Annotated in this window: 20 protein-coding genes; 5 read left to right on the top strand and 15 right to left on the bottom strand. The window is 45.7% G+C overall.

Annotated elements, in window-relative coordinates:
• The first annotated feature begins 234 nt into the window (after positions 1–234).
• Positions 235–1,611 carry a nodulation protein NfeD gene (locus tag R7Q48_RS02395; protein WP_318132135.1) on the top strand — a complete coding sequence of 459 codons (1,377 nt, stop codon included), beginning with the start codon at positions 235–237 and terminating at the stop codon, positions 1,609–1,611.
• Between the two features lie 10 nt (positions 1,612–1,621).
• Entirely contained in the window at positions 1,622–2,404 is a 783-nt protein-coding gene (locus tag R7Q48_RS02390; RefSeq protein ID WP_005373196.1) for a slipin family protein, read from the top strand.
• 41 nt (positions 2,405–2,445) lie between these two features.
• Here R7Q48_RS02390 and R7Q48_RS02385 read toward each other — a convergent pair whose 3' ends face one another.
• Positions 2,446–2,880 carry a globin gene (locus R7Q48_RS02385; RefSeq protein ID WP_017633662.1) on the bottom strand — a complete coding sequence of 145 codons (435 nt, stop codon included), beginning with the start codon at positions 2,878–2,880 and terminating at the stop codon, positions 2,446–2,448.
• A 243-nt stretch (positions 2,881–3,123) separates the two neighbouring features.
• Here R7Q48_RS02385 and R7Q48_RS02380 point away from each other — a divergent pair, with 243 nt between their 5' ends.
• Positions 3,124–3,780 carry an NAD(P)H-dependent oxidoreductase gene (locus R7Q48_RS02380; RefSeq protein ID WP_064376638.1) on the top strand — a complete coding sequence of 219 codons (657 nt, stop codon included), beginning with the start codon at positions 3,124–3,126 and terminating at the stop codon, positions 3,778–3,780.
• Between the two features lie 96 nt (positions 3,781–3,876).
• Here the strand turns inward: R7Q48_RS02380 and choV are convergent, their stop codons facing one another.
• From choV to R7Q48_RS02310, 14 genes are all read right to left on the bottom strand, one after another.
• Positions 3,877–5,055, bottom strand: coding sequence for a choline ABC transporter ATP-binding protein (choV, locus tag R7Q48_RS02375; RefSeq protein WP_256902738.1), 1,179 nt, complete (start codon positions 5,053–5,055; stop codon positions 3,877–3,879).
• 2 nt (positions 5,056–5,057) lie between these two features.
• Positions 5,058–5,900, bottom strand: coding sequence for a choline ABC transporter permease subunit (gene choW / locus R7Q48_RS02370; RefSeq protein WP_005392552.1), 843 nt, complete (start codon positions 5,898–5,900; stop codon positions 5,058–5,060).
• A gap of 77 nt (positions 5,901–5,977) precedes the next feature.
• Positions 5,978–6,916: a choline ABC transporter substrate-binding protein gene (locus tag R7Q48_RS02365; RefSeq protein WP_005382646.1), complete on the bottom strand. Its 939-nt coding sequence runs from the start codon at positions 6,914–6,916 to the stop codon at positions 5,978–5,980.
• Positions 6,917–6,952: 36 nt separating this feature from the next.
• Positions 6,953–8,668 carry a choline dehydrogenase gene (gene betA / locus R7Q48_RS02360; protein WP_005373209.1) on the bottom strand — a complete coding sequence of 572 codons (1,716 nt, stop codon included), beginning with the start codon at positions 8,666–8,668 and terminating at the stop codon, positions 6,953–6,955.
• Between the two features lie 180 nt (positions 8,669–8,848).
• The gene (betB, locus tag R7Q48_RS02355; RefSeq protein WP_171343168.1) at positions 8,849–10,309 is read right to left on the bottom strand and encodes a betaine-aldehyde dehydrogenase; all 1,461 of its coding nucleotides are present in this window, start codon (positions 10,307–10,309) and stop codon (positions 8,849–8,851) included.
• Positions 10,310–10,327: 18 nt separating this feature from the next.
• Positions 10,328–10,927, bottom strand: a complete 600-nt coding sequence (gene betI, locus R7Q48_RS02350) for a transcriptional regulator BetI (RefSeq protein ID WP_005392557.1) — start codon at positions 10,925–10,927, stop codon at positions 10,328–10,330.
• Between the two features lie 605 nt (positions 10,928–11,532).
• On the bottom strand, positions 11,533–13,554 hold the full coding sequence (locus R7Q48_RS02345) for a diguanylate cyclase (protein ID WP_395234088.1): 2,022 nt from the start codon (positions 13,552–13,554) through the stop codon (positions 11,533–11,535).
• 462 nt (positions 13,555–14,016) lie between these two features.
• The gene (locus tag R7Q48_RS02340) at positions 14,017–14,775 is read right to left on the bottom strand and encodes an SDR family oxidoreductase (protein WP_005373217.1); all 759 of its coding nucleotides are present in this window, start codon (positions 14,773–14,775) and stop codon (positions 14,017–14,019) included.
• Between the two features lie 9 nt (positions 14,776–14,784).
• The gene (mmsB, locus tag R7Q48_RS02335) at positions 14,785–15,681 is read right to left on the bottom strand and encodes a 3-hydroxyisobutyrate dehydrogenase (RefSeq protein WP_318132134.1); all 897 of its coding nucleotides are present in this window, start codon (positions 15,679–15,681) and stop codon (positions 14,785–14,787) included.
• 19 nt (positions 15,682–15,700) lie between these two features.
• A complete protein-coding gene (locus R7Q48_RS02330) occupies positions 15,701–16,831 on the bottom strand; it encodes an enoyl-CoA hydratase/isomerase family protein (protein ID WP_318132133.1) in 1,131 nt (376 codons plus the stop codon).
• 10 nt (positions 16,832–16,841) lie between these two features.
• Positions 16,842–17,618, bottom strand: coding sequence for an enoyl-CoA hydratase (locus tag R7Q48_RS02325; protein ID WP_069502001.1), 777 nt, complete (start codon positions 17,616–17,618; stop codon positions 16,842–16,844).
• Positions 17,619–17,667: 49 nt separating this feature from the next.
• Entirely contained in the window at positions 17,668–18,822 is a 1,155-nt protein-coding gene (locus R7Q48_RS02320) for an acyl-CoA dehydrogenase family protein (RefSeq protein ID WP_006741037.1), read from the bottom strand.
• Between the two features lie 95 nt (positions 18,823–18,917).
• Entirely contained in the window at positions 18,918–20,411 is a 1,494-nt protein-coding gene (locus tag R7Q48_RS02315; protein ID WP_005382664.1) for a CoA-acylating methylmalonate-semialdehyde dehydrogenase, read from the bottom strand.
• A gap of 70 nt (positions 20,412–20,481) precedes the next feature.
• The gene (locus R7Q48_RS02310; protein WP_213903279.1) at positions 20,482–21,660 is read right to left on the bottom strand and encodes a thiolase family protein; all 1,179 of its coding nucleotides are present in this window, start codon (positions 21,658–21,660) and stop codon (positions 20,482–20,484) included.
• Between the two features lie 209 nt (positions 21,661–21,869).
• On the opposite strand from R7Q48_RS02310, the gene R7Q48_RS02305 reads away from it, so the two are divergent.
• Positions 21,870–22,256 (top strand): MerR family transcriptional regulator, encoded by a 387-nt coding sequence (locus tag R7Q48_RS02305; protein ID WP_005373242.1) that lies wholly within the window; start codon positions 21,870–21,872, stop codon positions 22,254–22,256.
• Between the two features lie 45 nt (positions 22,257–22,301).
• Positions 22,302–23,471, top strand: coding sequence for an isovaleryl-CoA dehydrogenase (locus tag R7Q48_RS02300; RefSeq protein WP_130546303.1), 1,170 nt, complete (start codon positions 22,302–22,304; stop codon positions 23,469–23,471).
• Positions 23,472–23,497: the final 26 nt, after the last annotated feature.

Here is a 23,497-nt window from a genome sequence, read left to right as displayed (position 1 = left end):
CGGCACAGATAACGGCCAACTTAATCAAACGCAGAACAATAAACATAAACATCACAATTACCAATAATTTGCTTTAGTTTACTATCTCACACAGCGTTTATATATAAAAATGTAGTCTCCTAATTAGCCTCGGGAACTTATTCATTAGAACCTATACTCAAGCATCTCTAAGTTATTTGGATATACTTGAATTAGGATTTCAAAAAGTCCCTGTGACCACACAAGGAGGACTGCATGAAACGACTATGGATATGGTTCTTACCTTTACTCTTGATTGCCAGTCAAGCACTGGCGAATACTGTTTGGATTGTTCCTGTCAAAGGCGCTATAGGGCCTGCTACTAGCGACTATTTATCTCGTGAAATAGAAGAAGCTCAACTAAACGGTGTCAGTTTAGTGATCTTAGAGATGGACACACCAGGCGGCTTAGATAGCGCAATGCGAGATATTATTCACGCGATAACAACCTCCTCGACTCCCATTGCAACTTGGGTCGGCCCATCTGGCTCTAGAGCTGCCAGTGCAGGGACATACATTTTACTCGCCAGCCACGTTGCCGCAATGGCTGAAGCCACCAACCTTGGCGCGGCAACGCCCGTCGCGTTAGGTGGTGCCCCTCAGCCCCCTTCATCGGATGATGGCAAAGATCAAAACGCGGAAGAAACGTCAGAAGGAACCAACGAAGGTTCAGAGAAAGTTCCCGCGAAAACCGCAATGGAGAAAAAGGTGATTAATGATGCTAGAGCCTATATTAAAGGCTTAGCAAAGCTTCATGGCCGAAATGCAGAGTGGGCAGAGAAAGCAGTGAGCGAAGCAGCAAGTTTGGACGCCACAGAGGCATTGGAATTAAACGTTATTGATTATATAGCCAACTCACCAGAGGATTTAGTCAAAGCCATTGATGGACAAACTGTTAAAGTTAACAATCGTGATGTGACATTGTCACTGGAAAATCCCGTATGGATTGAAAGAACACCCGATTGGCGAGCAGAAATGCTAGCCGTTATAACCAATCCAAACGTTGCCTACATTCTAATGCTCATCGGCATCTACGGTTTACTTCTTGAATTTTACAACCCAGGAATTGGCTTACCCGGTGTGCTAGGTGGGATTTGTCTGCTTCTTGCCATGTACGCACTACAAATGATGCCCGTCAACTACGCAGGTCTTGGTCTGCTGTTACTCGGTATTGCACTAATGATAGCGGAAGCATTCAGTCCGAGCTTTGGTATTTTGGGCTTAGGCGGCGTTGTCGCCTTTGTACTCGGTTCGATATTTCTCATGGACAGTGAGTTACCAGGATTCCAGATCGCCCTTCCTTTGATTTTTGGTATTGCCATATTTTCCGTGGCTCTAATCGTGCTGACCGTCGGCCTGCTGCTCAAAATTCGTCGCCGGCGTGTAACGACGGGTTTAGAGACTTACCCTGGGAAGGTCGCCGTGGTAAGCGATGACTTTATCGATGGCGAAGGACGCGTTCAACTCAACGGTGCGTTATGGCGAGCTAAAGCCAAAGACCATCAACAATTCAAACAAGGTGATCACGTCACCATTGTTAATGTTAAAGGGCTGACCTTAACTGTGATGCCTGATGACCGCCAAAATAAATAGGAGGCGCTTTATGATGCTCTATACCGTTGCGGTGATCGTGGTGCTGCTGTTCGCACTAGCGACCCAAATGTTCAAGGTTTTGAGAGAATACGAACGTGGGGTTGTGTTCTTTCTTGGTCGATTTCAAGAAGTCAAAGGACCTGGTTTGATCATCCTTATCCCATTTATTCAGCAAATGGTGAGGGTTGATTTACGTACTGTCGTTTTGGATGTGCCGACACAAGATTTAATTACCAAAGATAACGTTTCTGTGCGCGTCAACGCGGTCGTTTATTTTCGCGTAGTCGATCCTCAAATGGCGATTAACAATATTGAAAGCTACAGCGATGCCACCAGCCAGTTAGCACAAACCACGCTGCGCTCGGTATTGGGTCAGCATGAACTCGATGAATTGCTATCAGAGCGAGAACGCCTCAATAAGGATTTACAATCCATTCTCGATCAACAGACTGATGACTGGGGAATCAAGATTGCTACGGTTGAAGTCAAACATGTTGATTTAAATGACAGCATGGTCAGAGCCCTAGCCCGTCAGGCAGAAGCAGAACGTAACCGTAGGGCGAAGATCATTCACGCTACTGGTGAGTTAGAGGCTTCAAATAAATTAAAAGAAGCAGCGCAAATGCTCAACGAAGCACCGAATGCACTGCAATTACGTTACATGCAGACACTCACTGAAATCACTACAGACAAAACATCCACTATTATTTTTCCAATGCCGATCAATCTTGTCGAAGCTGTCAGTGATATCGCCGAAGCGGTGAAAAAGAATAAAGAGACACAAGATAAGTAAGATTCTGCCCCTAGGAAGTAACGACCACTCACGTTACTTCCTTATTTGGTACTCGCTTTAAGGATGTGCCCATCTTCTTTATCACATTCTTGTTTCATTACTTCTAAGCCCGTTTTAAAGCATGTTCGCCAAGCGGTTTCAACATCGGCATCGTACCCGGAATCACACTGTCGAACCGTTTCTAACAAACTCTCAAGCCAAACATCAAAATCCTGCGGCTCTATACCAATATCTGCACTTGCATGCTTTTTCCCATACTTTTCCACCATTTTGTGCGCTTCGGTCGAGGTATCTGCCATCATAAAAAATACGATAGACCCTCTAAGCATTCTCACTTGTTGGTGCATGTCTATACCGTCAAACTTCTGTCTAAAGTTGGCACTTTTCGACCATAAATTTTTGTAGAACAAGTCGAAAAACTCCTGATCTGAAGTACAACGTTCATAGCTATCATTAAAAACTTCAATCACGTTCATGTTGCTTTCCCCTACGCCTCAATATGAGTTTAATTTAATATCAAATAAAAGCTTCCAAATAAGGACTTTTAAGTTTCAAATCGATCAACTCACATCGATTTTCAACAAAAAGTAAAAAGTGATTTAAATAAACACCCTCTTATCAATGAAAAAATATCCATTATCATGAACCCATATTCGAGGTACGCATGGTTGTCGATGCTAGTGCATCCTCATCTGTCATCACATAAAGAGGATATAAACGTGTCCCATCAAATCATTACCGATCTAAATAACCGTTACACTGCAAAAAAATATGATGAAACCAAGCGCGTTTCTCAAGAAGACATGGCGATAATCAAAGAAGCACTGCGTTTGTCGGCGTCTTCTATCAACTCACAACCATGGAAATTCATCGTTATTGAAAGTGATGAAGCGAAGCAACGTTTCCACAATACGTTTGCAAATATGCATCAGTTTAACCAACCACACGCGAAAGCCGCATCACATACGATTCTGTTTGCTTACGATCCTAAATTTACTAAAGAGAAATTTGCGAAGCGTGTGGATGCAGAAGTAACATCTGGCCACTTGCCAGCGGAGATGTACAACAACTTTATGGGTGCTTACGCTTTTGCCGATGCAAATACGGACGAAAATGGCTTCAACGGAAGCTGGACAAAAGCACAAGTCTATTTGGCACTAGGTAACCTACTACACACATTGGCACGACTAGGCATTGACTCAACACCGATGGAAGGTGTCGATCCTGCTCTGATTGGAGAAGAGTTTAAAGAAGAGCTCGAGGGCCATATCTGTGAAGTTGCGCTAGCGATTGGCTACCATAAAGATGGGGAAGATTATAATCATGGTCTTCCAAAAGCGCGCCTTGCAATGGATGACGTAATTACGACTCTATAGTCGACCATTGTCTTAGCTTAGCGACTTAAATCATTGTTTAAACTAAAAAGAGCCGCACATTAATGCGGCTCTTTTTTACTTGGTTCTGCGTCAACTTTACGCAACTTGCTCTGACTTAAAATTACCAAGCAATGCATCGTAAAGCTCATTGTCGCTCAACACACCAACCAGTTTATTATCTTCAACCATAAGCAGAGGTTGATTGCTACGCTGTTTAAGTTCAATCGCTTCTCGCATACTGATTTCTGGGCTAACCTGAACCAGAGAGTTTTCATTAACTTCGTCAAGGTTCGAAGAGCCGCTCTTCCATTGAATCAACGATTTATCTTTATCCGCTAAACTTAACCCCTTGCTCTCTTGTATCACCCAAATATCTTTGTCAGGGCAAATCAGAACACGCGTATCTTCGCGAACCAAATCGTCACGCATTAAGGAACGTCCCTTCAGCACATTTAATGGATTAGTGTGAGCAACAAAGTCCGCCACATAATCGTTTTCTGGAGCAAGAATGATCTGTTCTGGCTTGCCATGTTGAATCAGCTTTCCTGATTCCATAATGGCGATGTTGTTGCCGATTTTAAGCGCCTCATCCAAGTCGTGACTCACAAAAAGAATGGTTTTGTTTAGCTTTTCTTGCAGCAGAATCAATTCATCTTGAAGCTGAGCACGAATCAATGGGTCAAGCGCTGAAAACGGCTCATCCATTAACAAGATATCTGTGTCCATCGCGAACGCTCGCGCTAGGCCAACACGCTGCTGCATACCACCAGAGAGCTCGTGCGGGAATTTCGTTTCCCACTCAGATAAACCGACCATTTCGAGCTGTTCACGCGCTTTTTTACGGCGCTCAGCTTTACCAATGCCTTGCATCTCTAGACCAAACGCTACATTGTCTAACACCGTTAACCATGGCATCAATGCAAACTTCTGAAACACCATGGACACGCGGTGCGTACGAAGGTGGCGCAGCTTCTGTTCGTCACAGTTAGAGAGCTCAACCATATCGTCGCCATCTTTGATTTTCAGAGAGCCACGAGAAATATCGTTCAATCCGTTAACCGTTCGCAGCAAACTTGATTTACCCGAGCCCGAAAGCCCCATCAAGACACAGATCTCACCCTGTTTCACGTTCAGCGAAACATTATCAACCCCAACCACTTGGCCAGTTTCATCAATGATTTCTTGTCGAGACTTCCCTTGATCTAGTAGTGCTAGCGCCTGTGCTTGTTGCTGACCAAAAACGACATCAAGATTTTTAATAGTAATAGCGTCCATGATTATGCCTCCTTCTGGTTTGGTGCTTTACACAAGCGATCAAGAATGATGGCAACGAGTACAATCGCTAAACCCGCTTCAAAACCTTGTGAAATGTTTACCGTATTCAGTGCACGTACGACTGGCTTACCAAGCCCATCAGCACCAACAAGCGCCGCAATGACAACCATAGACAAAGACAACATAATACATTGCGTAACGCCAGCCATAATACTTGGCAATGCCGCAGGTAACTCCACCTTAAACAGTAGCTTCATGCGGCTGGCACCAAATGCTTTACCCGCTTCAAGTAGCTCCTCCGGCACTTTAATAATGCCGAGGTACGTCAATCGAATTGGCGCAGCGATAGCGAAAATGATGGTCGAGATTAGACCAGGGACAATACCTAAGCCAAACAGAACCAAGGTTGGAATTAGGTAAACGAATGTCGGTACGGTCTGCATCAAATCGAGTATTGGCCGCAACAAGGTGTATAACCAAGGACGGTGCGCCGCCATAATGCCCAACGGCACGCCAATTAATACGGAAATCGTTGTCGCTGCAAACACAAGGACAAAGGTTTCCAGCATTTCTTGCCAGTAACCAAGGTTGAGAATTGCGAGTAAGGCCAACACGATAAATACGACAAGAGGAATGCTGCGATGTAAGAACCAAGCAATTGCCGCCGTCATAATGATTGGCGCTGCAGGTGGCATCCATTTAAAAATGTCCACCACGAAAAGAATGATCGTTTCAAGTGTAATAGAGATTGCATCGAAAAAACCCGATGCATTGATGGTTAACCAATCGACGCCAGTTTCCATCCATTGGCCCAACGGTAGTTTGTTGTCCGTAATAAAATTCAAAATAAAACCTTTGTGTTAATGAAGCGGGCAAAACTCTGCCCACTTTCTTTTAAAAAAACGAGCTCAAATACTGCTTATTAAGCGTTTGTTTTTAAGTAGTTTGTAATAGCTGTTAGCGCATCTTGGCCATCTACCGTTTTCACGCCCTCTAGCCACGCTTCAATTTGCTCTTGGTTTGCATTCAACCATGCTTGCGCTGCTTTTGATGGCTTCTGTTTCTGGTTAAGAATCGCTTCCATCAGTTCATTTTCCATTTCTAGGTTAAACTCTAGATTTTTCACTAGCTGACCTACATTTGGACACTCAGCGAGGTAATTTTTACGTACGTTTGTGTAGACGTTCGCGCCGCCGTAGTTAGGACCGAAGAAGTCATCACCACCCGCTAGATATTCCATTTCAACGTTACTATTCATTGGGTGCGGCGCCCAACCTAGGTACACAATCCATTGATTGCGGCGTGCGGCACGTGATACTTGAGACACCATGCCAGCTTCACTGGACTCAACTAGGCTGAAATCTTTTAGGCCGAATGCGTTGCTATCAATCATTGACTGAATTAAGCGGTTGCCATCGTTTCCTGGTTCAATGCCGTAAATGCGGTCTTTAAATTTGTCGGCATGTTTTACTAGGTCAGCGAAGTTGGTCACGCCTGCGTCATAAACGTATTTTGGAACCGCTAGCGTGTATTTTGCGCCAACGAGGTTCGCGCGTACGGTTTCAACGGTACCTGCATCACGGTATTTCGCGATATCACCTTCCATCGTTGGCATCCAGTTACCTAAGAAAATGTCGATATCGCCATTAGCCATAGAGGAGTAAGTTACAGGCACAGACAGAAGATCAGTCTTCGTTTTGTACCCCAACCCTTTAAGTAACTCTGATGTAACGGCAGTGGTCGCAGTGATGTCAGTCCAACCTACATCTGCGAAACGAACCGTTTCACATTGGTTGGCGTAAGCGCCTGTTGCTAAAGTACTTAGTGCAATTGTTGAGAAGATTTTTGTCATCTTAGACATGTTGAATTCCTTGTAATGATTACTGATTTTTTCATTTTATGAGATCGAATCGAGATCTCTTTTTGGCGGATGCATTCGTTGCATCTCTTGCCAGTCCGGTGCAATCCAAACTGGTACGTTGTTCGACGTTTCTAGGGCGTTATCCAAAATCATATCCGCGGCGCGTTCTGCCACCATAATCGTTGGCGCATTTAAATTACCGTTCGGAATGGTTGGGAAAATAGAAGAGTCCACCACACGCAAGCCTTGAATACCGCGTACTTGGCATCGCTCATTTAAGACGGCTAATGGGTCATTATCTGCGCCCATTTTGCAGGTACAAGATGGATGGTAAGCACTCTCGACGTTTTGCTTCACCCATTCATCAATCTGTTCATCCGTTGTGATGTTCAGACCGGGTTGGATCTCGTCCCCACGAAACTCATCCATGGCTGGCTGATTGAGGATCTCGCGAGTAAGGCGAATACAATCACGCCAATCCTGCTTATCTTGTTCAGTGGAAATGTAGTTAAACTCAATCTTCGGCTTATCATTCGGATTCGCAGAGACAACTTCGACCGACCCGCGACTTTCTGGCTTGTTAGGTCCGACGTGCACTTGGAAACCATGACCATCAAAAGCAGCTTGCCCGTCATAGCGCATTGCCGCTGGCAAGAAGTGATATTGAATATTTGGCCACTTTAGTCCTTCACGAGAGCGGATAAACGCACACGATTCAAAGTGGTTAGTAGCACCAAGGCCTTTGCGAGTTAATATCCACTCAGTACCAATCAAGCCCTTGCTCACCAAACCTAATTTGCTGTTGAGCGTGATAGGTTGCTTACAGTGATATTGGAAGTACACTTCTAAGTGATCTTGCAGGTTTTTACCTACCCCCTCCAACGAGTGTTTCACCTCAATGCCCGCTTTTTCTAATACTGCCTTAGGGCCAATGCCTGAAAGCTGCAACAGCTGAACGGAGCCAACCGAACCCGCACTCGAAATCACTTCATTATTCGCAAAACATTGCTGAATTGAACCTGACTTTTCAAATTCAACGCCTACCGCTTTCTTGCCTTCTGCACCAGTTTCTTCTAATAAAACTCGATGAACCGTCACCCTCTTCATTAGGGTGAAGTTTTTGCGTTTTTTAGCACGGCTTAAGTATGCATTAGAGGTCGAAGCGCGTACGCCTTTGTCGACGGTCATATGCATTGGGCCAAAGCCCTCTTGTTGATAACCGTTGTAATCTTTTGTTTCTGGGTAACCCGCTTCTTTGCCTGCATCAATAAAAGCTTGGTACAGCGGGTTGAGCTTCATATCGTTGCCGTTACATGTGCCGACTGGACCGTGATCGCCCCGATATTCATCAGCACCACCAATCCAAGACTCTGCTTTACGGAAATAAGGCAAACACGACTGATAGTTCCAGCCTTTCGCGCCTTCCTCTTCCCACTGGTCAAAGTCACAAGCGTGTCCGCGAACGTAAACCATGCCGTTGATAGACGAGCTACCGCCCAGAACTTTTCCGCGAGGGCAATGAAGTTGGCGACCATCCAACCCTTGCTCTTCAACCGTCTCAAACTGCCACGCGTATTTTTCAGTGTTCATCGGGTAAGAAAGCGCTGTTGGCATTTGGATAAAAATACTTTTATCCGACCCACCCGCTTCGAGTAATAGGACCGAATTTTGACCACTTTCACTTAAGCGATCCGCTAACACACAGCCGGCCGAACCCGCACCGACGATGATGTAATCGTAGTGTTGTTGCATTTTTATTCTCCTAGGAGTTAATACTCATCACCGTAGATAAGTGAGCGAAATTAGCGTAGGAAAAATGCTTGAGAACAAGGCGGAAATTTTGATAAGTAGTTAACCTACAATCAAAATTGACAACGTAGTTATCGAGCATTTTAACAAGCTAAAGTGGTCAGTTATCTACTATGAGTAGTATCATTTGTAAGGGCTTTCGAAGTCGCTTAGCTGAACCAGAACACTCTTCGTTTGCGTGTAATGTTTAAGGGTTTCGACTCCGTTTTCACGGCCAACACCTGATTGCTTGTAGCCGCCAACTGGCATTTCCGCAGGTGAGTCACCCCATGTGTTAACCCAACAAATACCCGCTTGAATTTGGTGGATCACACGATGCGCACGAGATAGGTTTTGAGTAAATACACCTGCCGCTAAGCCATAATCGGTGCCATTTGCACGCGCAATCACTTCCGACTCATCGCGGAATTTCAGAACTGACATTACCGGGCCAAAGATTTCTTGTTGAACGTGGCTCATATCATCATCGCAATCAACAAATACGGTTGGAGCAACAAAGTTACCATTAGCTAGGCCATTGTCTGTTACTTTGTAGCCGCCAGTCAGTAACGTCGCGCCACTCGCTTTCGCGGCTTCAATCGCTCCTAGAACTTTCGATTCATGATCTTTAGAGATTAGCGCGCCAATCTGCGTGTTCTCATCAAGCGGATCGCCGACGACTAACAGCTCGGTTCGGGCTTTAAGTTGTGCGATAAAGTCGTCATAAATACCTTCATGGACAAATACGCGTGTACCGTGCGTACAAACTTCACCTTGGGTGTAGAAGTTCGCCACCATGGCCGCAGAAACGGCATCGTTTAACTTCGCATCATCAAAAATAATCAGTGGAGACTTACCACCAAGCTCCATCGTTACTTGTTTTAGTGTCTTAGCGCTGTCACTCATGACGACTTTACCGGTGCTTGACTCACCCGTGAATGACACTTTTGCGATATCAGGATGCGCCGTTAGCATCTGTCCTACTCGGTAATCTCCTTGCACGACATTAAATACGCCATCTGGCATGCCCGCTTCTGAATAAATTTCGGCGAGCTTAAGCGCCGTTAATGGTGTTTCTTCTGATGGCTTGAAGATCATTGCGTTGCCCGCAGCCAGTGCTGGCGCCGATTTCCACATCGCAATTTGAATTGGATAATTCCAAGCGCCAATACCCGCGCAAATGCCCAATGGCTCACGACGTGTATAGAAAAACTGATCGTCGCTGAGTGGCTGCTGTTCACCTTGTAGACTTGGAGCAAGGCCAGCATAGTACTCAAGAACATCGGCACCTGTTGTGACATCAACCGCGATAGCTTCTTGAATGGGCTTACCAGTATCTGCCACTTCCAATGCAGCCAGTTCGTCATTACGCTCACGTAAAATGGCAACGGCTTTGTGTAAAATACGGCTGCGCTCAATCGCAGTCATCGCCGACCATGCAGCAAAACCTTTCTTTGCCGATTCAATCGCTGCTTGAAGATCGTCTTGGTTCGCTTGTTTAATGTTGGCCAATGGCTCACCATTCGCCGGATTGTAAGTGGTGAAGTGTTCATCTGAACACCCGTCGTACATCGCACCATTGATATAGTGTGCTTTCATTTCCATTTTGAAGACCTGTAACTTTTATATTTTTTCAGAATAAAACGTAAGTTGTTTGTCGAGATAATCGTTGATGATGATTCTCGCTCTTTCTGCATCAATGCCTTGCGGGTTGAGCGTTCCGCGCAGCCAAATTCCATCAATAAGTGATGCAATACCATGAGCAACCAATTCAGCCTGCTCTGCATTTAATAATGCTTTGAGTTCTTTTCTTAGGTGGGACAATAGACGTCGTTCGTTGACACGCTGTAAACGCTTGAGCTGCTCGTCATGCATTGAGTACGACCAAAACGCCAGCCAAGTCTTAGCAACTTGGTTTTCTGCCTGATAGCCGACAAAGTTACCGTCAATGATGGCGTTAATTCTTTGGTGATGAGCATCACTTGGCAGCTCACGTAACTTCTGTGTGATAGTGGACGAAAGCTGACGCAATATTTCGCGCATCGTTTCCTCCAGCAATCCGTGCTTACCACCGAAATAGTGGTTGATAATCCCCGTTGATACACCGGCTTCTTTGCTGATTAACGAAATACTCGCCGCGTGTAAACCGACTCTATCAATCACCGACATTGTCGCTTTCACAAGCTGCGGTTTTCTGATTTCAGGCATCCCCACCTTTGGCATTTTGCGTCCCTGTTATTTTTAATTGAACGGTTAGTTAAATATAAAATGCCTGAAAATTAATTCGAACTCAAATTATTTTTAAAGAAAAATGTTAGTAAAAAAGGATGAAAAGTTGAGGGTGTACGAAAAATTGCTCAGCAAGAACTTGTCGGGATAACTAGATTTTAGTTTAAGAACAAATAAATAAGTAAAACAAAATCAAATACTTAACCATTTATCCATTTTTAAAACGATGATGAGCGAGTTGATTTTTGAACAACAAAAATCTGTGCCACAAAAAATTTATATCGACCACTAATCATTTCACCTGTACACGGTTTATTTGTACAAAGAATAGACACACTAGTTTGTTATAGTTTTGTAGACACAAGTGGCATTCGCACTTTGAAGGTGAAGAAGGCAAAAAGAGAGGTTATATTGAACGCCATGAATATGCGATTCGATATCCTTAAGCCATTTTTAAGTAATATCGCCAAGTGACTTTAAGATGTTAGATTCAGCGTTTTATATTCGAAGCAAGGATCTCAAAGTCACTTGGCTATCAAAGTAAATGGGAGGGATAAGTTCAGATTCATCGTGCGATGAGCCTGAACTTTTGATTTCTGTTACGCTAGCGAGCGACCTTTCACGCAGTTGCGTCCGTTCGCTTTCGCTTGATAAAGCAATTTATCGGCCTGATCGCAAAGTGATTTAAAACTCATCTCATTATCTTCAGTGGTAACGACTCCAAAACTACAGGTCACTCTCACTTCTTCTTTCTGTTCCGTAACAAAGCCATGTAGGGATAAAGCGCTACGTAAACGTTCTGCAGTAATAAGGGCGTTTTTATGGTCTGTATTGGGCATAACAACAACAAACTCTTCACCACCAAAGCGAGCAACAATGTCGTTCTCACGTACAGTTTCCTCCAACACTTTGGCAACGCCCGTTAGTACGGTATCTCCAAACACATGCCCATAGGTATCATTTACCTGCTTGAAATAATCCACATCGATTAACGCTAAAGTTACTGGCCCCGATTGTGGTTTATTTGGCACCATTTTCTGTTTATCGAGTTTGCTATCTACCCATTTATTTAAAGCTAGATAACCGTACTTAACTTGCTCGACTTGCTCAAAAACAAAGTGTTGTATCTTTTCTTGCTTAGATTGAGGTACCGGTTTCTCTTTTCGCTCACGCCTCACTTCTACTGGTTTAGTGAACCAGTCCTCTAAAAAACGGCGATTGAACAACCCTGTCAATGTGTCTGTCTTTGCGAGGCGACGCATTCTCAAACGCGAGCGATTGACGACGAGAAATACTACCGCCATCAAAAATAGAACACCGATGAGCGCAAGTAGCGCTTCACCCAATAAGTAAAAAGTACGACGGTTATTTTCTAGCTCCATACGCTGCAACACATTGTTCCAATTGAGATCTTCGTTTTCATATTCAAGTCGTTCCAACTCAAATAACGTCTGCTGGCGCTCAAGATTTTCAACTTCTCTTTGATTGCTAAATTGGATAAATTTATCGTGATAGTTACCGTAAGTTTCGAATGCTAGTTTAAAGTCATTGCTTCCCGCATAGGCCATAGCGGCGACTTTTAGTAGCTCCATTTGCTGTTGCTTGACGTATCGACTATCTATAATCTCCGGCAGCATTGGTGCGATCATCGCTAAAAGTATTTCAAATTGCTGCTGCTCTAACATATATTCGGCTTGTAACAACTTAAATGTTGCCAAATACGCGCTAGACGTTTCTCTGTACTGTAAATTCTCCGCCAGCTTCAAGTGGTTAACCATCTTCTTTTCTTGATTCGTCTCGCGATATAAAGCTGCAAGTTCAAGGTTAACTCGAAATCTAAAGCGTCCATCACCGATAATTTGAGCCAGCTTTAACGCTCGCTGATATGACGCTATCGCCTCTTCGTATTGGAACTGTGCTTTATGAAGTTTCGCTATCGTCAAAACGCTCAACAACTCATTGAACGACATACGCCTATCCCTAAAATAGCGATATGCTTGTTCCAAAAGCGCCTCAGATCGGTCGTAACCCTGAATTTTGACAAGTACGTCACCTAGCTCTAGTGCTGCACGTTCGACCAGCCCGTGAACACCTGAAGATTCAGCCGCATCCATGGACGACATAAGTGCAGCATAGGATTTTTTAAACTCACCTTGCTCATCGTAATAGCGTCCTTTTAGCAACAGGATTTCTGATTCAAGTTGCTTATCACCATTCTCACGCGATGTTTCCAACAAGCTATCCAACGCAGAAAGCGCGGTATCGATATCGCTCTTTCCAACCATAGTTCGCATCTGAATCAACTTAAACAGGAGATACTCATGGCTCTGTGGACGCACAAGCTCCAATCCTTTTTGAACGACACTCTGACTCTCTTCTACGCGCCCTAGCAGCTCTAAAACCGTGGCCTTGGCAAGCCAGTAACGCACCAACAGCGCTGTTGGTTGGTTTTGTAGTAAAGACTCTTCTTCTAACGCTTCAATCAAAGCTAAAGAACTCTGAGGTAATGCGTAAATTTGATTTTCGATGCCTTCTAACGACTGTAAAAACTTACCTTCCTGTTCCACCTTTTCTGTGGAGGCCTGAACAGAAAAACACAGACACCCCAATAATAGCGGCATCGTCCTAAGCGAATGAAATAGTGACATTATTGCTCTTCCCTAATGGGTAGTTACTTCAGTGTAATTGAGAATTCTGATTATTTATTATTAAGACAACTGAAGGTTATTCAGTCAGCCTCATATTCCCATGTATTTTGCGCTGAATAATAAATCACCATCTTTAGATGCCGAAATAGTTTTCGGTTACAATATGACCAATAAGAATGTTTTTTACACACCAAGAATGACGATCTCGTTAGTGAGACAAAAGATCGTCTTAGTTGTGAGTTGATACATTTACATGACAAGCAATATAGAACTAACCATTCACATTAGAAATAGAATCAATTTTTATACCGTTCGATGAGATAGCAGTCGACCATGCATCCAATACATTTTTCAGATAGAAGCAATAAAAGAAAGGAGAAAATGGAAGGAAGCGGACAATCAAACTCGCTCCCCTTTTTTATGTTGCAGAGGGGGTTACATTCGCATTCCGCCATCGACTTCGAACACTCGTCCGGTCACGAATTCGTTGGTTAACACGTATTTTATGGTCGATGAAATTTCATCCGCCAAACCTAAACGTCCAACTGGAATCATTCCGATTAAACGTTCCATCGCTTCAGGTTTTATTTGGTCTGTCATGGCAGTTTTGATGACACCCGGAGCAATCGCCACTGAGCGAATTCCGAAACGCCCTAACTCTTTCGCCCACACCGTTGCCATGGTGGCTACCGCCGCTTTAGATGCTGAATAGTTGGTTTGACCAATATTCCCGGCACGCGCAACGCTGGATATGTTGATCAGAACCCCTTTGCTATCGGTGTTCAGCATTACCTTGCTCGCTTCACGGCCACACAGGAAAGTGCCTGTTACATTCACATCTAGAACAGACTGAAATTGTTCCAGCGACATCGTGTTAACCTGACCATCTTTGACTTTAATGAACATACCATCACGCATAATACCTGCGTTATTGATAACGCCATTGAGCTGCTTGAAATCTGCCTCAATTTGCTCAAAAGCAGTGCACACCTGCTGTTCGTCAGTCACGTTCGTCACATAAAAACGAGCGGTAACGCCGAGAGATTCACATTCCGCTTTCGTTTCAGCCAGTTGATCTGAATTGAGGTCGATAAGCGCAAGATGAACGCCATTTTCCGCCAGTGACAGTGCCATTTGTTTACCCAGCCCCTGCCCTGCCCCCGTGATCGCAATGACCTTATTTGCTAACTCCATAAGCGCTCCTTAGGCCTGATTTTGCTTTTGGTAGAACTCAAACAAGCTTGAAAAATCTTTTTGCCCGTTGCCCTGACCGTTGTGAAAATTAAACAGATTACGAGCCAAGCTGCCCATTGGCGTTGATGTTTGACTGGCAACCGCCGCTTCCATCGCAAGACCCAGATCTTTAGCCATTAACTGGCTCATAAAGCCGCCTTGATAACCATTGCTTGCAGGCGTATTTTCCATCACACCTGGACAAGGGTTATACAGCTCTAGCGCCCAGTTACGCCCTGAACTTTGCAACATGATGTCGGAAAGCACTTTGGGATCGAGTCCGTTTTCCATCCCTAAATTGAGTGCTTCACAGGTGCCGCTCATCAAAATGCCCAACATCATGTTATTGCAGATCTTCGCCACCTGACCAGCTCCAGCATCGCCTGCATGGAAGATGTTTTTGCCCATGTGGCTAAGCACCGCTTTGGCTTGAACAAAGTTCTCTTGCGAGCCGCCAACAATGAAAGTTAACGTACCTGCTGCTGCGCCCGCAACGCCACCAGATACTGGTGCATCAACAAAACTGATACCAAGTTGCGATGCTTTTTCGCCAACCAAACGAGCAGTCGCCGGATCGATGGTGGAAGAATCAATCAGCAAGGTACCTGATTCGACGTTATCTAAGATGCCATCTTGACCAAGATAAACGCTTTGAACGTGTTGGCTCGCTGGCAGCATAGTGACAACCACCTCCACACCTTGTACTGCCTGCTGAACGGAATCGGCACTTGAAGCGCCCAATGCGGTCAACTCTTCAACTGCGTTTGGGTTCAAATCAAATACTTCGACGTTCAAGCCCGCTTTGAGTAGATTCTTAGCCATAGGCGCACCCATATTACCAAGGCCAATAAATGCAATTTTGTCCATATCGTATTTCTTCCTTGTACTAAAGTGCCGCTATAGCTACCGACGATGCGGTCAGTGGGTATTCTGCTGAGTCAATTGGCGAGAAGAAGCGCTCCAAAACTTGTGGCGTTACGTCAGAAACCGTGCGATGTTGCCAAGTCGGTTGATTGGTTTTATCAATAATCAGCGCACGAACCCCTTCTCTAAAATCACCTTCTAAGCCACAACGTAGTGTTAGGTTAAATTCCATATCAAAACACGCTTTCAAAGAGAGGTTTTGATACTGCGTTAACTGCTGATAAGTGATACTGAGCGACAACGGACTGCCATAGTTCAGTGCTTTTTGCGCATTGACGAACCACTTGCTATCAACGTTAGCACGGCTGATTGCATCAACAATTGACGCTAAGTCACCCGAACATAACTGCTCAATCAATTCCGCATAGGGCATCAACATCCCTTCGCTTGGCTCATCAACTTGTACCGAACGCAGCATAGTGGCGATTTTTTCGTTGATGTTCGCTTCACCTTTCCAACTTATCGATGCAAGCAGATCCAGCAGCACTTGCTTGTTTTCTGGCTGTGCAATCCATTGGCTTAACCCCAACGCTTTCATATCTGTTGCGTTAATTTGGCAAGCCGTCAAACTTAAGAACAGTGCCAAATGTTTTGGCAACTGGTTTAGGAAGTACGTCGCGCCTACATCTGGGTAAAGGCCAATTTTAATCTCTGGCATTGCAAAGCGTGTGGTCGTTTCTGCAACGCGATGGCTGGCACCCATAAATAAGCCCACACCGCCGCCCATCAAATAACCATGTCCCCACGCGATGATCGGTTTTGGATAAGTATGAATAAGATGGTCACAGCGATATTCGAGGTCAAAGAAGGTTTCCATCGCTGAAAACGCAGAATCAAAGTCTTGCTCTTTGTTTTCAAGTGCACGGTAGATCGCTTGAATATCACCACCAGCACAAAACGCTTTTTCACCTTGAGCATGCAAGAATACCGCGATGACGCTGTCGTCCGTTTGCCATTCATTAAGCTGTTTGTACAACTTCTCAATCATCACGTAACTCAACGCGTTGAGAGCTGCTGGGTTATCAAGCTCTAGCACACCAATAACAGAGCCATCAGCGCACTCAAGTTTTGAAACATTTACTGTACCTGTCATTTGGCCTCCGCTAGCTGTTTGTCCATTGTGGCTTGCGCTTTTGCAAAAACGCATTCACACCCTCAGTCTGATCTTGTGTATTGAACAGCTGTAAAAACAGTTCACGCTCCGAAACCAATCCAGCTGCATGAGTTTGGCTGCGTCGACCTTGAATGAGCGTTTTGCACGCAGACACAGATTTCGGTGATTGACCTGCAACACGCTGTGCTAGCTCCATAGCCGCTTCGAGTGCTTGACCTTTCGCCACCACCTCTTCGACTAACCCAATTTTTTCCGCTCGCTCGGCCGTCACACGCTCGCCACACAGGATCATACGCTTCGCCCAACCTTCACCTACCAACGCGGTCAGGTTTTGCGTCCCACCCGCACACGGCAACAAACCTACCGATGCTTCAGGAAGTGCCATTTGTACTTGTTCTTCTGCGATACGAATGTCACACGCCATCGCCACTTCCAGACCGCCGCCCATCGCATAGCCATTAATCGCTGCGATAGAAACCCCATCGAATGCAGACAGCGCTTCAAACGCTTCACCAAATGCGAACGCCATGTCTGCTGCTTGTGATTTATCACCCGATGCAAAGTTATTAAGATCTGCTCCAGCAGAAAAGAATTTCTCGCCTTCGCCTGTTAAAACCAACGCATAAATAGAGCGATCATTGCTAAGTTCAATCGCCAACTCTTTTAGCTGATTCAAAGACTCAAGCGTCCAAGTGTTCGCTGGCGGATTACTAATCGTGAGCTTGGCAATATGCGCTTCGCGCTCTAATTTGATTTGTGCCGTCATAATCTTTCAGTCCTTTTTAATTTCTTTAGGTAAGGCTGTGTCTCGCTGACTAAAGCAGCTCAACGCCTTCCGTTAGTAATCGTCTTGCGACGATCAGACGCATGATTTCGTTGGTACCTTCAAGAATTTGGTGAACACGAACGTCTCGGAAATGGCGCTCGACTGGATATTCTTTGATGTAGCCATAGCCACCGTGAATTTGCAGCGCCTGATCGCAGACTTTAAAGCCCACATCAGTAGCAAAGCGTTTTGCCATGGCACAGTACGCACTTTTTTCTGCGTGCTGGGCATCGAGTTTAGCGGCAGCGAGTCGCACCATTTGACGCGCAGCGACCAGCTCAGTCGCCATATCAGCAAGCTTGAACTGCAACGCTTGAAATTGCGCCAGTGAACGGCCGAACTGTTTGCGTTCGTTCATATATTGCTTGGCTTCGTTCAGTGCTTGTTGCGCAGTACCGACGGAACAAGTAGCGATATTGATTCGACCACCATCAAGGCCAAGCATGGCGAACTTAAAGCCTTCTCCCTCTTCACCCAACAGATAGTCAGCCGGAATGCGGACATTTTCGAAGGTAATCATGCGAGTTGGCTGGCAGTTCCAACCCATTTTGGCTTCTTTTTTACCGTAGCTAATGCCTTCGCAATCAGCAGGAACAACGAATGCAGAAACGCCACTCGCTCCTTCACCACACGAACGCGCCATCACGACCAATACATCTGTATCACCGGCACCCGAGATAAACACTTTTGCGCCATTGAGAACAAACTCATCGCCATCACGCACTGCGCTAGTCGTTAGAGAAGCGGCGTCAGAGCCGGCATTAGGTTCGGTTAAACAGTAGGAAGCGAGCTTTTCACCCGAAATTAGATCCGCGCTAAATTGCTGCGCCACTTCGGCTTTGGCAAAGCTGGTGATCATCCACGTCGCCATGTTGTGAATGGTCATAAACGCAGTAGTCGCGGTACAACCCATAGCCAACTGCTCGAAAATGATCGCCGCATCCAAACGAGATAACCCCAAGCCACCGTGCTCTGGTGGCGTGTAGATACTCAAAAAGCCCAGCTCACCCGCCTGACGCAGTACATCTTTAGGGAAGTGATGGTTTTCATCCCACTCGGCCGCGTGCGGCGCTAACATTTGGTCTGCAAACTGCTTTGCTACTTCGGCAAACGCGAGTTGATCTTCGTTTAATTCAAAATCCATCTTGAAGTCCTAAGGTCTAATTCGTTGCATTTGTATCCGAGCCAAGCCCTCTAAAAGGATGAAGGGCTTGGCTAGAGGTGTCGCTAATCCAGTAATTAGCTAAGTTGAATAGTCATGTTTGGACCGCTTGGAATGTCATCTTCAAACCAACGCGCGGTGACAGTTTTCGTCTCGGTGTAGAAGCGAACCGCTTGTTTACCGTAAGCATGCAGGTCGCCGTAGAAGCTGCCTTTCCACCCAGTAAACGAAAAGAACGGCAATGGCACCGGAATCGGTACGTTGATTCCTACGTTACCTACTTCGATATTGTGTTGATACTTTCTCGCGGCAGCGCCGTTCGCCGTGAAAATAGACGTACCATTACCAAAGCGGTTTGCATTGATCAGTTCAATCGCTTCATCTAGGTCATCCACTTCCATAGTTAACAGTACAGGCCCGAAAATTTCTTCCTGATAAATCGACATGTCTGTGGTCACGTTGGTAAACAGTGTTGGCCCCACCCAGTTACCGTTCGGGAAGCCAGGTACTTGGCAATCTGTCCCGTCCAGAACACAATTCGCGCCTGACGCTTTGCCTTCATTAATCAGATTCACCACTCGCTGCTTCGCTTGAGGGCTAATCAGTGGACCATAACCGGCGGTTTCATCATCCCACGCGCCAGGCTGAACCTGAGCTAACGCCTCTTTAAGCTCAGGAATCCATTCTTTGGTTTCGCCGACAAATACGGCAACCGAAATCGCCATACAGCGTTGGCCTGCAGCACCAACTGACGCGCCAACTAGGTTATTGATGACTTGCTGTTTGTTTGCATCCGGCATGATGACCATGTGGTTCTTAGCACCTGCAAATGACTGCACGCGTTTCAGGTTGTCTGTACCTGTTTTGTAGATGTACTCACCAACGGGCACAGAGCCAACAAAAGAGATCGCACGAACGACTGGATCAGTCAGAATGCGGTCGACTTGCTCTTTGGTCCCGTGAACAACTTGCAATACGCCTTTTGGTGCACCAGCTTGTTCAAATAGCTCTGCCAATTTCATTGCAGTCAGCGGAACTTGTTCCGAAGGTTTTAGAATAAAGGTGTTGCCACAAGCGATCGCCATCGGGAACATCCACAATGGGATCATCGCAGGGAAGTTAAAGGGTGTGATGCCAGCACAAACACCGAGCGGTTGAATGTAAGAGTAACCATCAATATTGGTCGCGACGTTTTCCACCGTTTCGCCCATCATTGAGCTACAAATGTTCGCCGCTTGTTCTACGACTTCAATCCCACGCCAAATGTCACCCTTTGCATCCGCGAGGGTTTTGCCTGTCTCACTTGAAAGCAGTATCGCCAACTCATCGTGTTGCTCTTTTAGCAGATGTTGGTAACGCAACATCAATCTAGCACGCTCCGGCGCTGCAACTTCTTTCCAGCGTTTGAACGTTTCTGTTGCGCTGGCAATCGCCGCATTCATTTCCGATTCGGTGGCACAAGGTACTTGTGCAATCACTTCGTTGGTTGCCGGGTTGGTTACATCTAGCCATTGTTTTGAATCGGAGATGGCAAATTCACCACCGATATACTGCTTTACTTGTTCTGTCATGATGACATCCTTGTATTTTTCAGCTTGTTACTGACTACTGTTATGTAAGTGAAACTTTGTTGAGAGTGATTTAGCAGATTTCAATCGCGATAGCGGTAGCTTCGCCGCCGCCAATACAAAGCGATGCAACGCCACGCTTACCACCAGTTTGTTTTAGCGCATGAATCAAAGTGACAAGGATTCGATTGCCACTTGCGCCTATTGGATGCCCCAGCGCACAAGCCCCTCCGCGAGGGTTCACTTTGCTCTCGTCCAGTTCGAGAGCTTTCACCGCGTATTGAGTCACGACAGCAAAAGCTTCATTGATTTCCCAAAGGTCCACGTCTGATTTGTCCCAGCCCGTTTTTTCCAACAGCGTTTCAATTGCGAAGACGGGGGCGATGGTGAACTCATCAGGCTGTCTTGCATGCGTGCTGTACGCGACAATTTTGGCTAGAGGTTGAAGGTTTTCCTGACGGCCAAACTCACTATCGACTAAGATCATTGCCGATGCACCATCAGAAATAGAACTTGAGTTGGCTGCCGTTACGCCGCCATCTTTAGCAAACGCAGGGCGTAAGGTAGGAATTTTAGTGACGTCGAGTTTACTCGGTTGCTCATCGTCTACAACCAAGGTTTCGCCGCGTCGACTTTTTACGTTAACAGGCACGATCTCTTCTTTGAACAAACCTTGTTCGATTGCTTTCTGCGCACGAGTCAACGACTGTTGCGCCCAGGCATCCATACTTTCACGGCTGAACTGATACTTTTGCGCCGTCTGTTCTGCAAAGACACCCATCAGCTCGCCTTGGTAGGCATCCTGCAACCCGTCATAAAACATGTGATCAAGCACTTGCTCGTGACCTAAACGGAAACCATCACGCGCTTTCTTTAATAGATAAGGAGAAGACGACATGTTTTCCATGCCACCAGCGATGACAGCATGCGCATTGCCAGATTGAATAAGGTCATATGCCAGCATGACGGTTTTCATACCCGATCCACAAACCTTGTTCAGTGTCGTACAACCAATCGATTGTGGCATTTCAGCTTTAAGACTTGCTTGTCTTGCAGGCGCTTGCCCCACACCGGCGGGTAAAACGCATCCCATCAACACTTCGTCTATTTTGTGCACATCGAGTTGGCTTTCGGCTAGCGCCCCTTGAATGGCTTTCGCACCGAGTTCCGTGACATCTGTTGAAGCTAATGCACCTTGAAAAGAGCCGATAGGCGTTCGCTTAGCGGCAACAATCCATGTTTCATTTTTCATTCCATTAACCTTTTGTTGACGTTTACGTCATAACTATACTAACATTTACGTTAACGTCAAGTTTGAGGTTATTGTTTGTTCGAGTGACTCATTTATTTCGGGTAAATGCGAGTGATATCAAGGCTCAGCAGTGGGTGTTGTTTATTTACTTTAACGTTAACGAACTGTATATTCGTATGAATGTTATACGAAAGTCGTAAGGTTAAGGAATGAACACATTTAAGATCAGCGAGCTCGCGAAAGAGTTCGACATTACTACTCGAAGCATTCGCTTCTACGAAGATTTAGGTCTCCTAACTCCAGAACGTAAAGGCAACACTCGAATCTACAATGGTCGTGATCGAATTCGACTAAAACTGATTTTGCGAGGTAAGCGATTGGGCTTTTCTCTTGCAGATATCAAAGAGTTATTTGAACTCTACGATACCGATCAAAGTACTGAGCAGTTGAACTATATGATTCGGTTGATCGAAGAGAAGAAGGCAGCATTGCAACAGCAAGCAAACGACATTCAAGCGGTAATGATGGAGTTAAATGCTGCGCAGTTGCGATGCCAAAACACACTGAGATCCATGAAAGGCGAAAAAGTCACCTAACACCTCAACTCTGGGATGTAGGTGACGTAAAGGCAAGGACACGCAATGAAATCTACCTACTCTTCCCTGAACTTTGTTTATGACGAAAATACCGATTTGCTTCGCGAGCAAATCAATAGTTTTGCTGCAAGAGAAATTGCGCCGCTAGCGCAATCTATCGACCAAACTAACGACTTTCCAAACCATCTTTGGTCCAAATTAGGTGACATGGGTCTTTTAGGTGTGACCACCAGCGAAGAGTTTGGTGGTGCAGGCATGGGCTATCTCGCCCACGTTATCGCTATGGAAGAAATCAGCCGAGCATCCGCTTCGGTTGCGTTAAGTTACGGCGCTCACTCCAACCTTTGCGTCAACCAAATCCACCGTAACGGCACACAAGCGCAAAAAGAGAAATACCTACCTAAGCTCATCTCCGGTGAACATATCGGCGCCCTTGCTATGAGTGAACCCGGCGCCGGCTCTGATGTGGTCTCTATGCAGCTTAAAGCCGAACGTAAAGGCGATATTTTCCTATTAAATGGCAACAAAATGTGGATCACCAACGGCCCTGATGCACACACCTATGTTGTCTACGCAAAAACCGACCCAAGCCAGCACTCCAAAGGCATCACGGCATTTATTGTGGAACGCGGATTCCCTGGATTTACTCAAGCACAAAAACTCGACAAGTTGGGTATGCGCGGCTCGAATACGTGTGAGCTGGTCTTCCAAAACTGTGAAGTCCCTGCGGAGAATATTCTCGGCGCAGAAAACCAAGGCGTGAAAGTATTGATGAGCGGTCTCGACTACGAACGCGTGGTGCTTGCGGGTGGCCCACTTGGCATCATGCAGGCGTGTATGGATATCGTTGTGCCTTACATTCACGACCGAAAACAGTTCGGTAAATCCATCGGTGAATTCCAGCTAGTTCAAGCAAAAATCGCGGATATGTACACACAAATGAATGCCGCTAAAGCGTATGTTTACGCCGTCGCTGCCGCTTGTGATCGGGGTGAAACCACCCGTAAAGATTCTGCTGGCGCGATCCTCTACAGCGCAGAGCTGGCAACCAAGATGGCACTGGATGCGATTCAACTACTTGGCGGTAACGGCTACATCAACGAGTTTGATACGGGCCGTTTGTTGCGAGATGCCAAGCTGTATGAAATCGGTGCGGGCACGTCAGAAATTCGCCGCATGCTTATTGGTCGCGAATTGTTTAACGAAAGCGCCTAATCATCATACCTAGGCGGTTCGAACTC

Source organism: Vibrio sp. 378, assembly GCF_033339435.1.
Note: the sequence above shows the minus strand (reverse complement) of the source record. Positions and strands in the feature narration are given on the sequence as shown.

Bases quoted from the DNA above. Each gene is read 5' to 3' on its own strand.
- betA (WP_005373209.1), bottom strand. From the start codon at position 8,668: ATGCAACAACACTACGATTACATCATCGTCGGTGCGGGTTCGGCCGGC.
- R7Q48_RS02365 (WP_005382646.1), bottom strand. From the start codon at position 6,916: ATGTCTAAGATGACAAAAATCTTCTCAACAATTGCACTAAGTACTTTA.
- R7Q48_RS02305 (WP_005373242.1), top strand. From the start codon at position 21,870: ATGAACACATTTAAGATCAGCGAGCTCGCGAAAGAGTTCGACATTACT.
- R7Q48_RS02330 (WP_318132133.1), bottom strand. From the start codon at position 16,831: ATGACAGGTACAGTAAATGTTTCAAAACTTGAGTGCGCTGATGGCTCT.
- choV (WP_256902738.1), bottom strand. From the start codon at position 5,055: ATGGACGCTATTACTATTAAAAATCTTGATGTCGTTTTTGGTCAGCAA.
- mmsB (WP_318132134.1), bottom strand. From the start codon at position 15,681: ATGGACAAAATTGCATTTATTGGCCTTGGTAATATGGGTGCGCCTATG.
- R7Q48_RS02300 (WP_130546303.1), top strand. From the start codon at position 22,302: ATGAAATCTACCTACTCTTCCCTGAACTTTGTTTATGACGAAAATACC.
- betB (WP_171343168.1), bottom strand. From the start codon at position 10,309: ATGGAAATGAAAGCACACTATATCAATGGTGCGATGTACGACGGGTGT.
- R7Q48_RS02325 (WP_069502001.1), bottom strand. From the start codon at position 17,618: ATGACGGCACAAATCAAATTAGAGCGCGAAGCGCATATTGCCAAGCTC.
- R7Q48_RS02340 (WP_005373217.1), bottom strand. From the start codon at position 14,775: ATGGAGTTAGCAAATAAGGTCATTGCGATCACGGGGGCAGGGCAGGGG.
- R7Q48_RS02390 (WP_005373196.1), top strand. From the start codon at position 1,622: ATGATGCTCTATACCGTTGCGGTGATCGTGGTGCTGCTGTTCGCACTA.
- R7Q48_RS02385 (WP_017633662.1), bottom strand. From the start codon at position 2,880: ATGAACGTGATTGAAGTTTTTAATGATAGCTATGAACGTTGTACTTCA.
- R7Q48_RS02320 (WP_006741037.1), bottom strand. From the start codon at position 18,822: ATGGATTTTGAATTAAACGAAGATCAACTCGCGTTTGCCGAAGTAGCA.
- R7Q48_RS02395 (WP_318132135.1), top strand. From the start codon at position 235: ATGAAACGACTATGGATATGGTTCTTACCTTTACTCTTGATTGCCAGT.
- R7Q48_RS02310 (WP_213903279.1), bottom strand. From the start codon at position 21,660: ATGAAAAATGAAACATGGATTGTTGCCGCTAAGCGAACGCCTATCGGC.
- R7Q48_RS02345 (WP_395234088.1), bottom strand. From the start codon at position 13,554: ATGCCGCTATTATTGGGGTGTCTGTGTTTTTCTGTTCAGGCCTCCACA.
- betI (WP_005392557.1), bottom strand. From the start codon at position 10,927: ATGCCAAAGGTGGGGATGCCTGAAATCAGAAAACCGCAGCTTGTGAAA.
- R7Q48_RS02315 (WP_005382664.1), bottom strand. From the start codon at position 20,411: ATGACAGAACAAGTAAAGCAGTATATCGGTGGTGAATTTGCCATCTCC.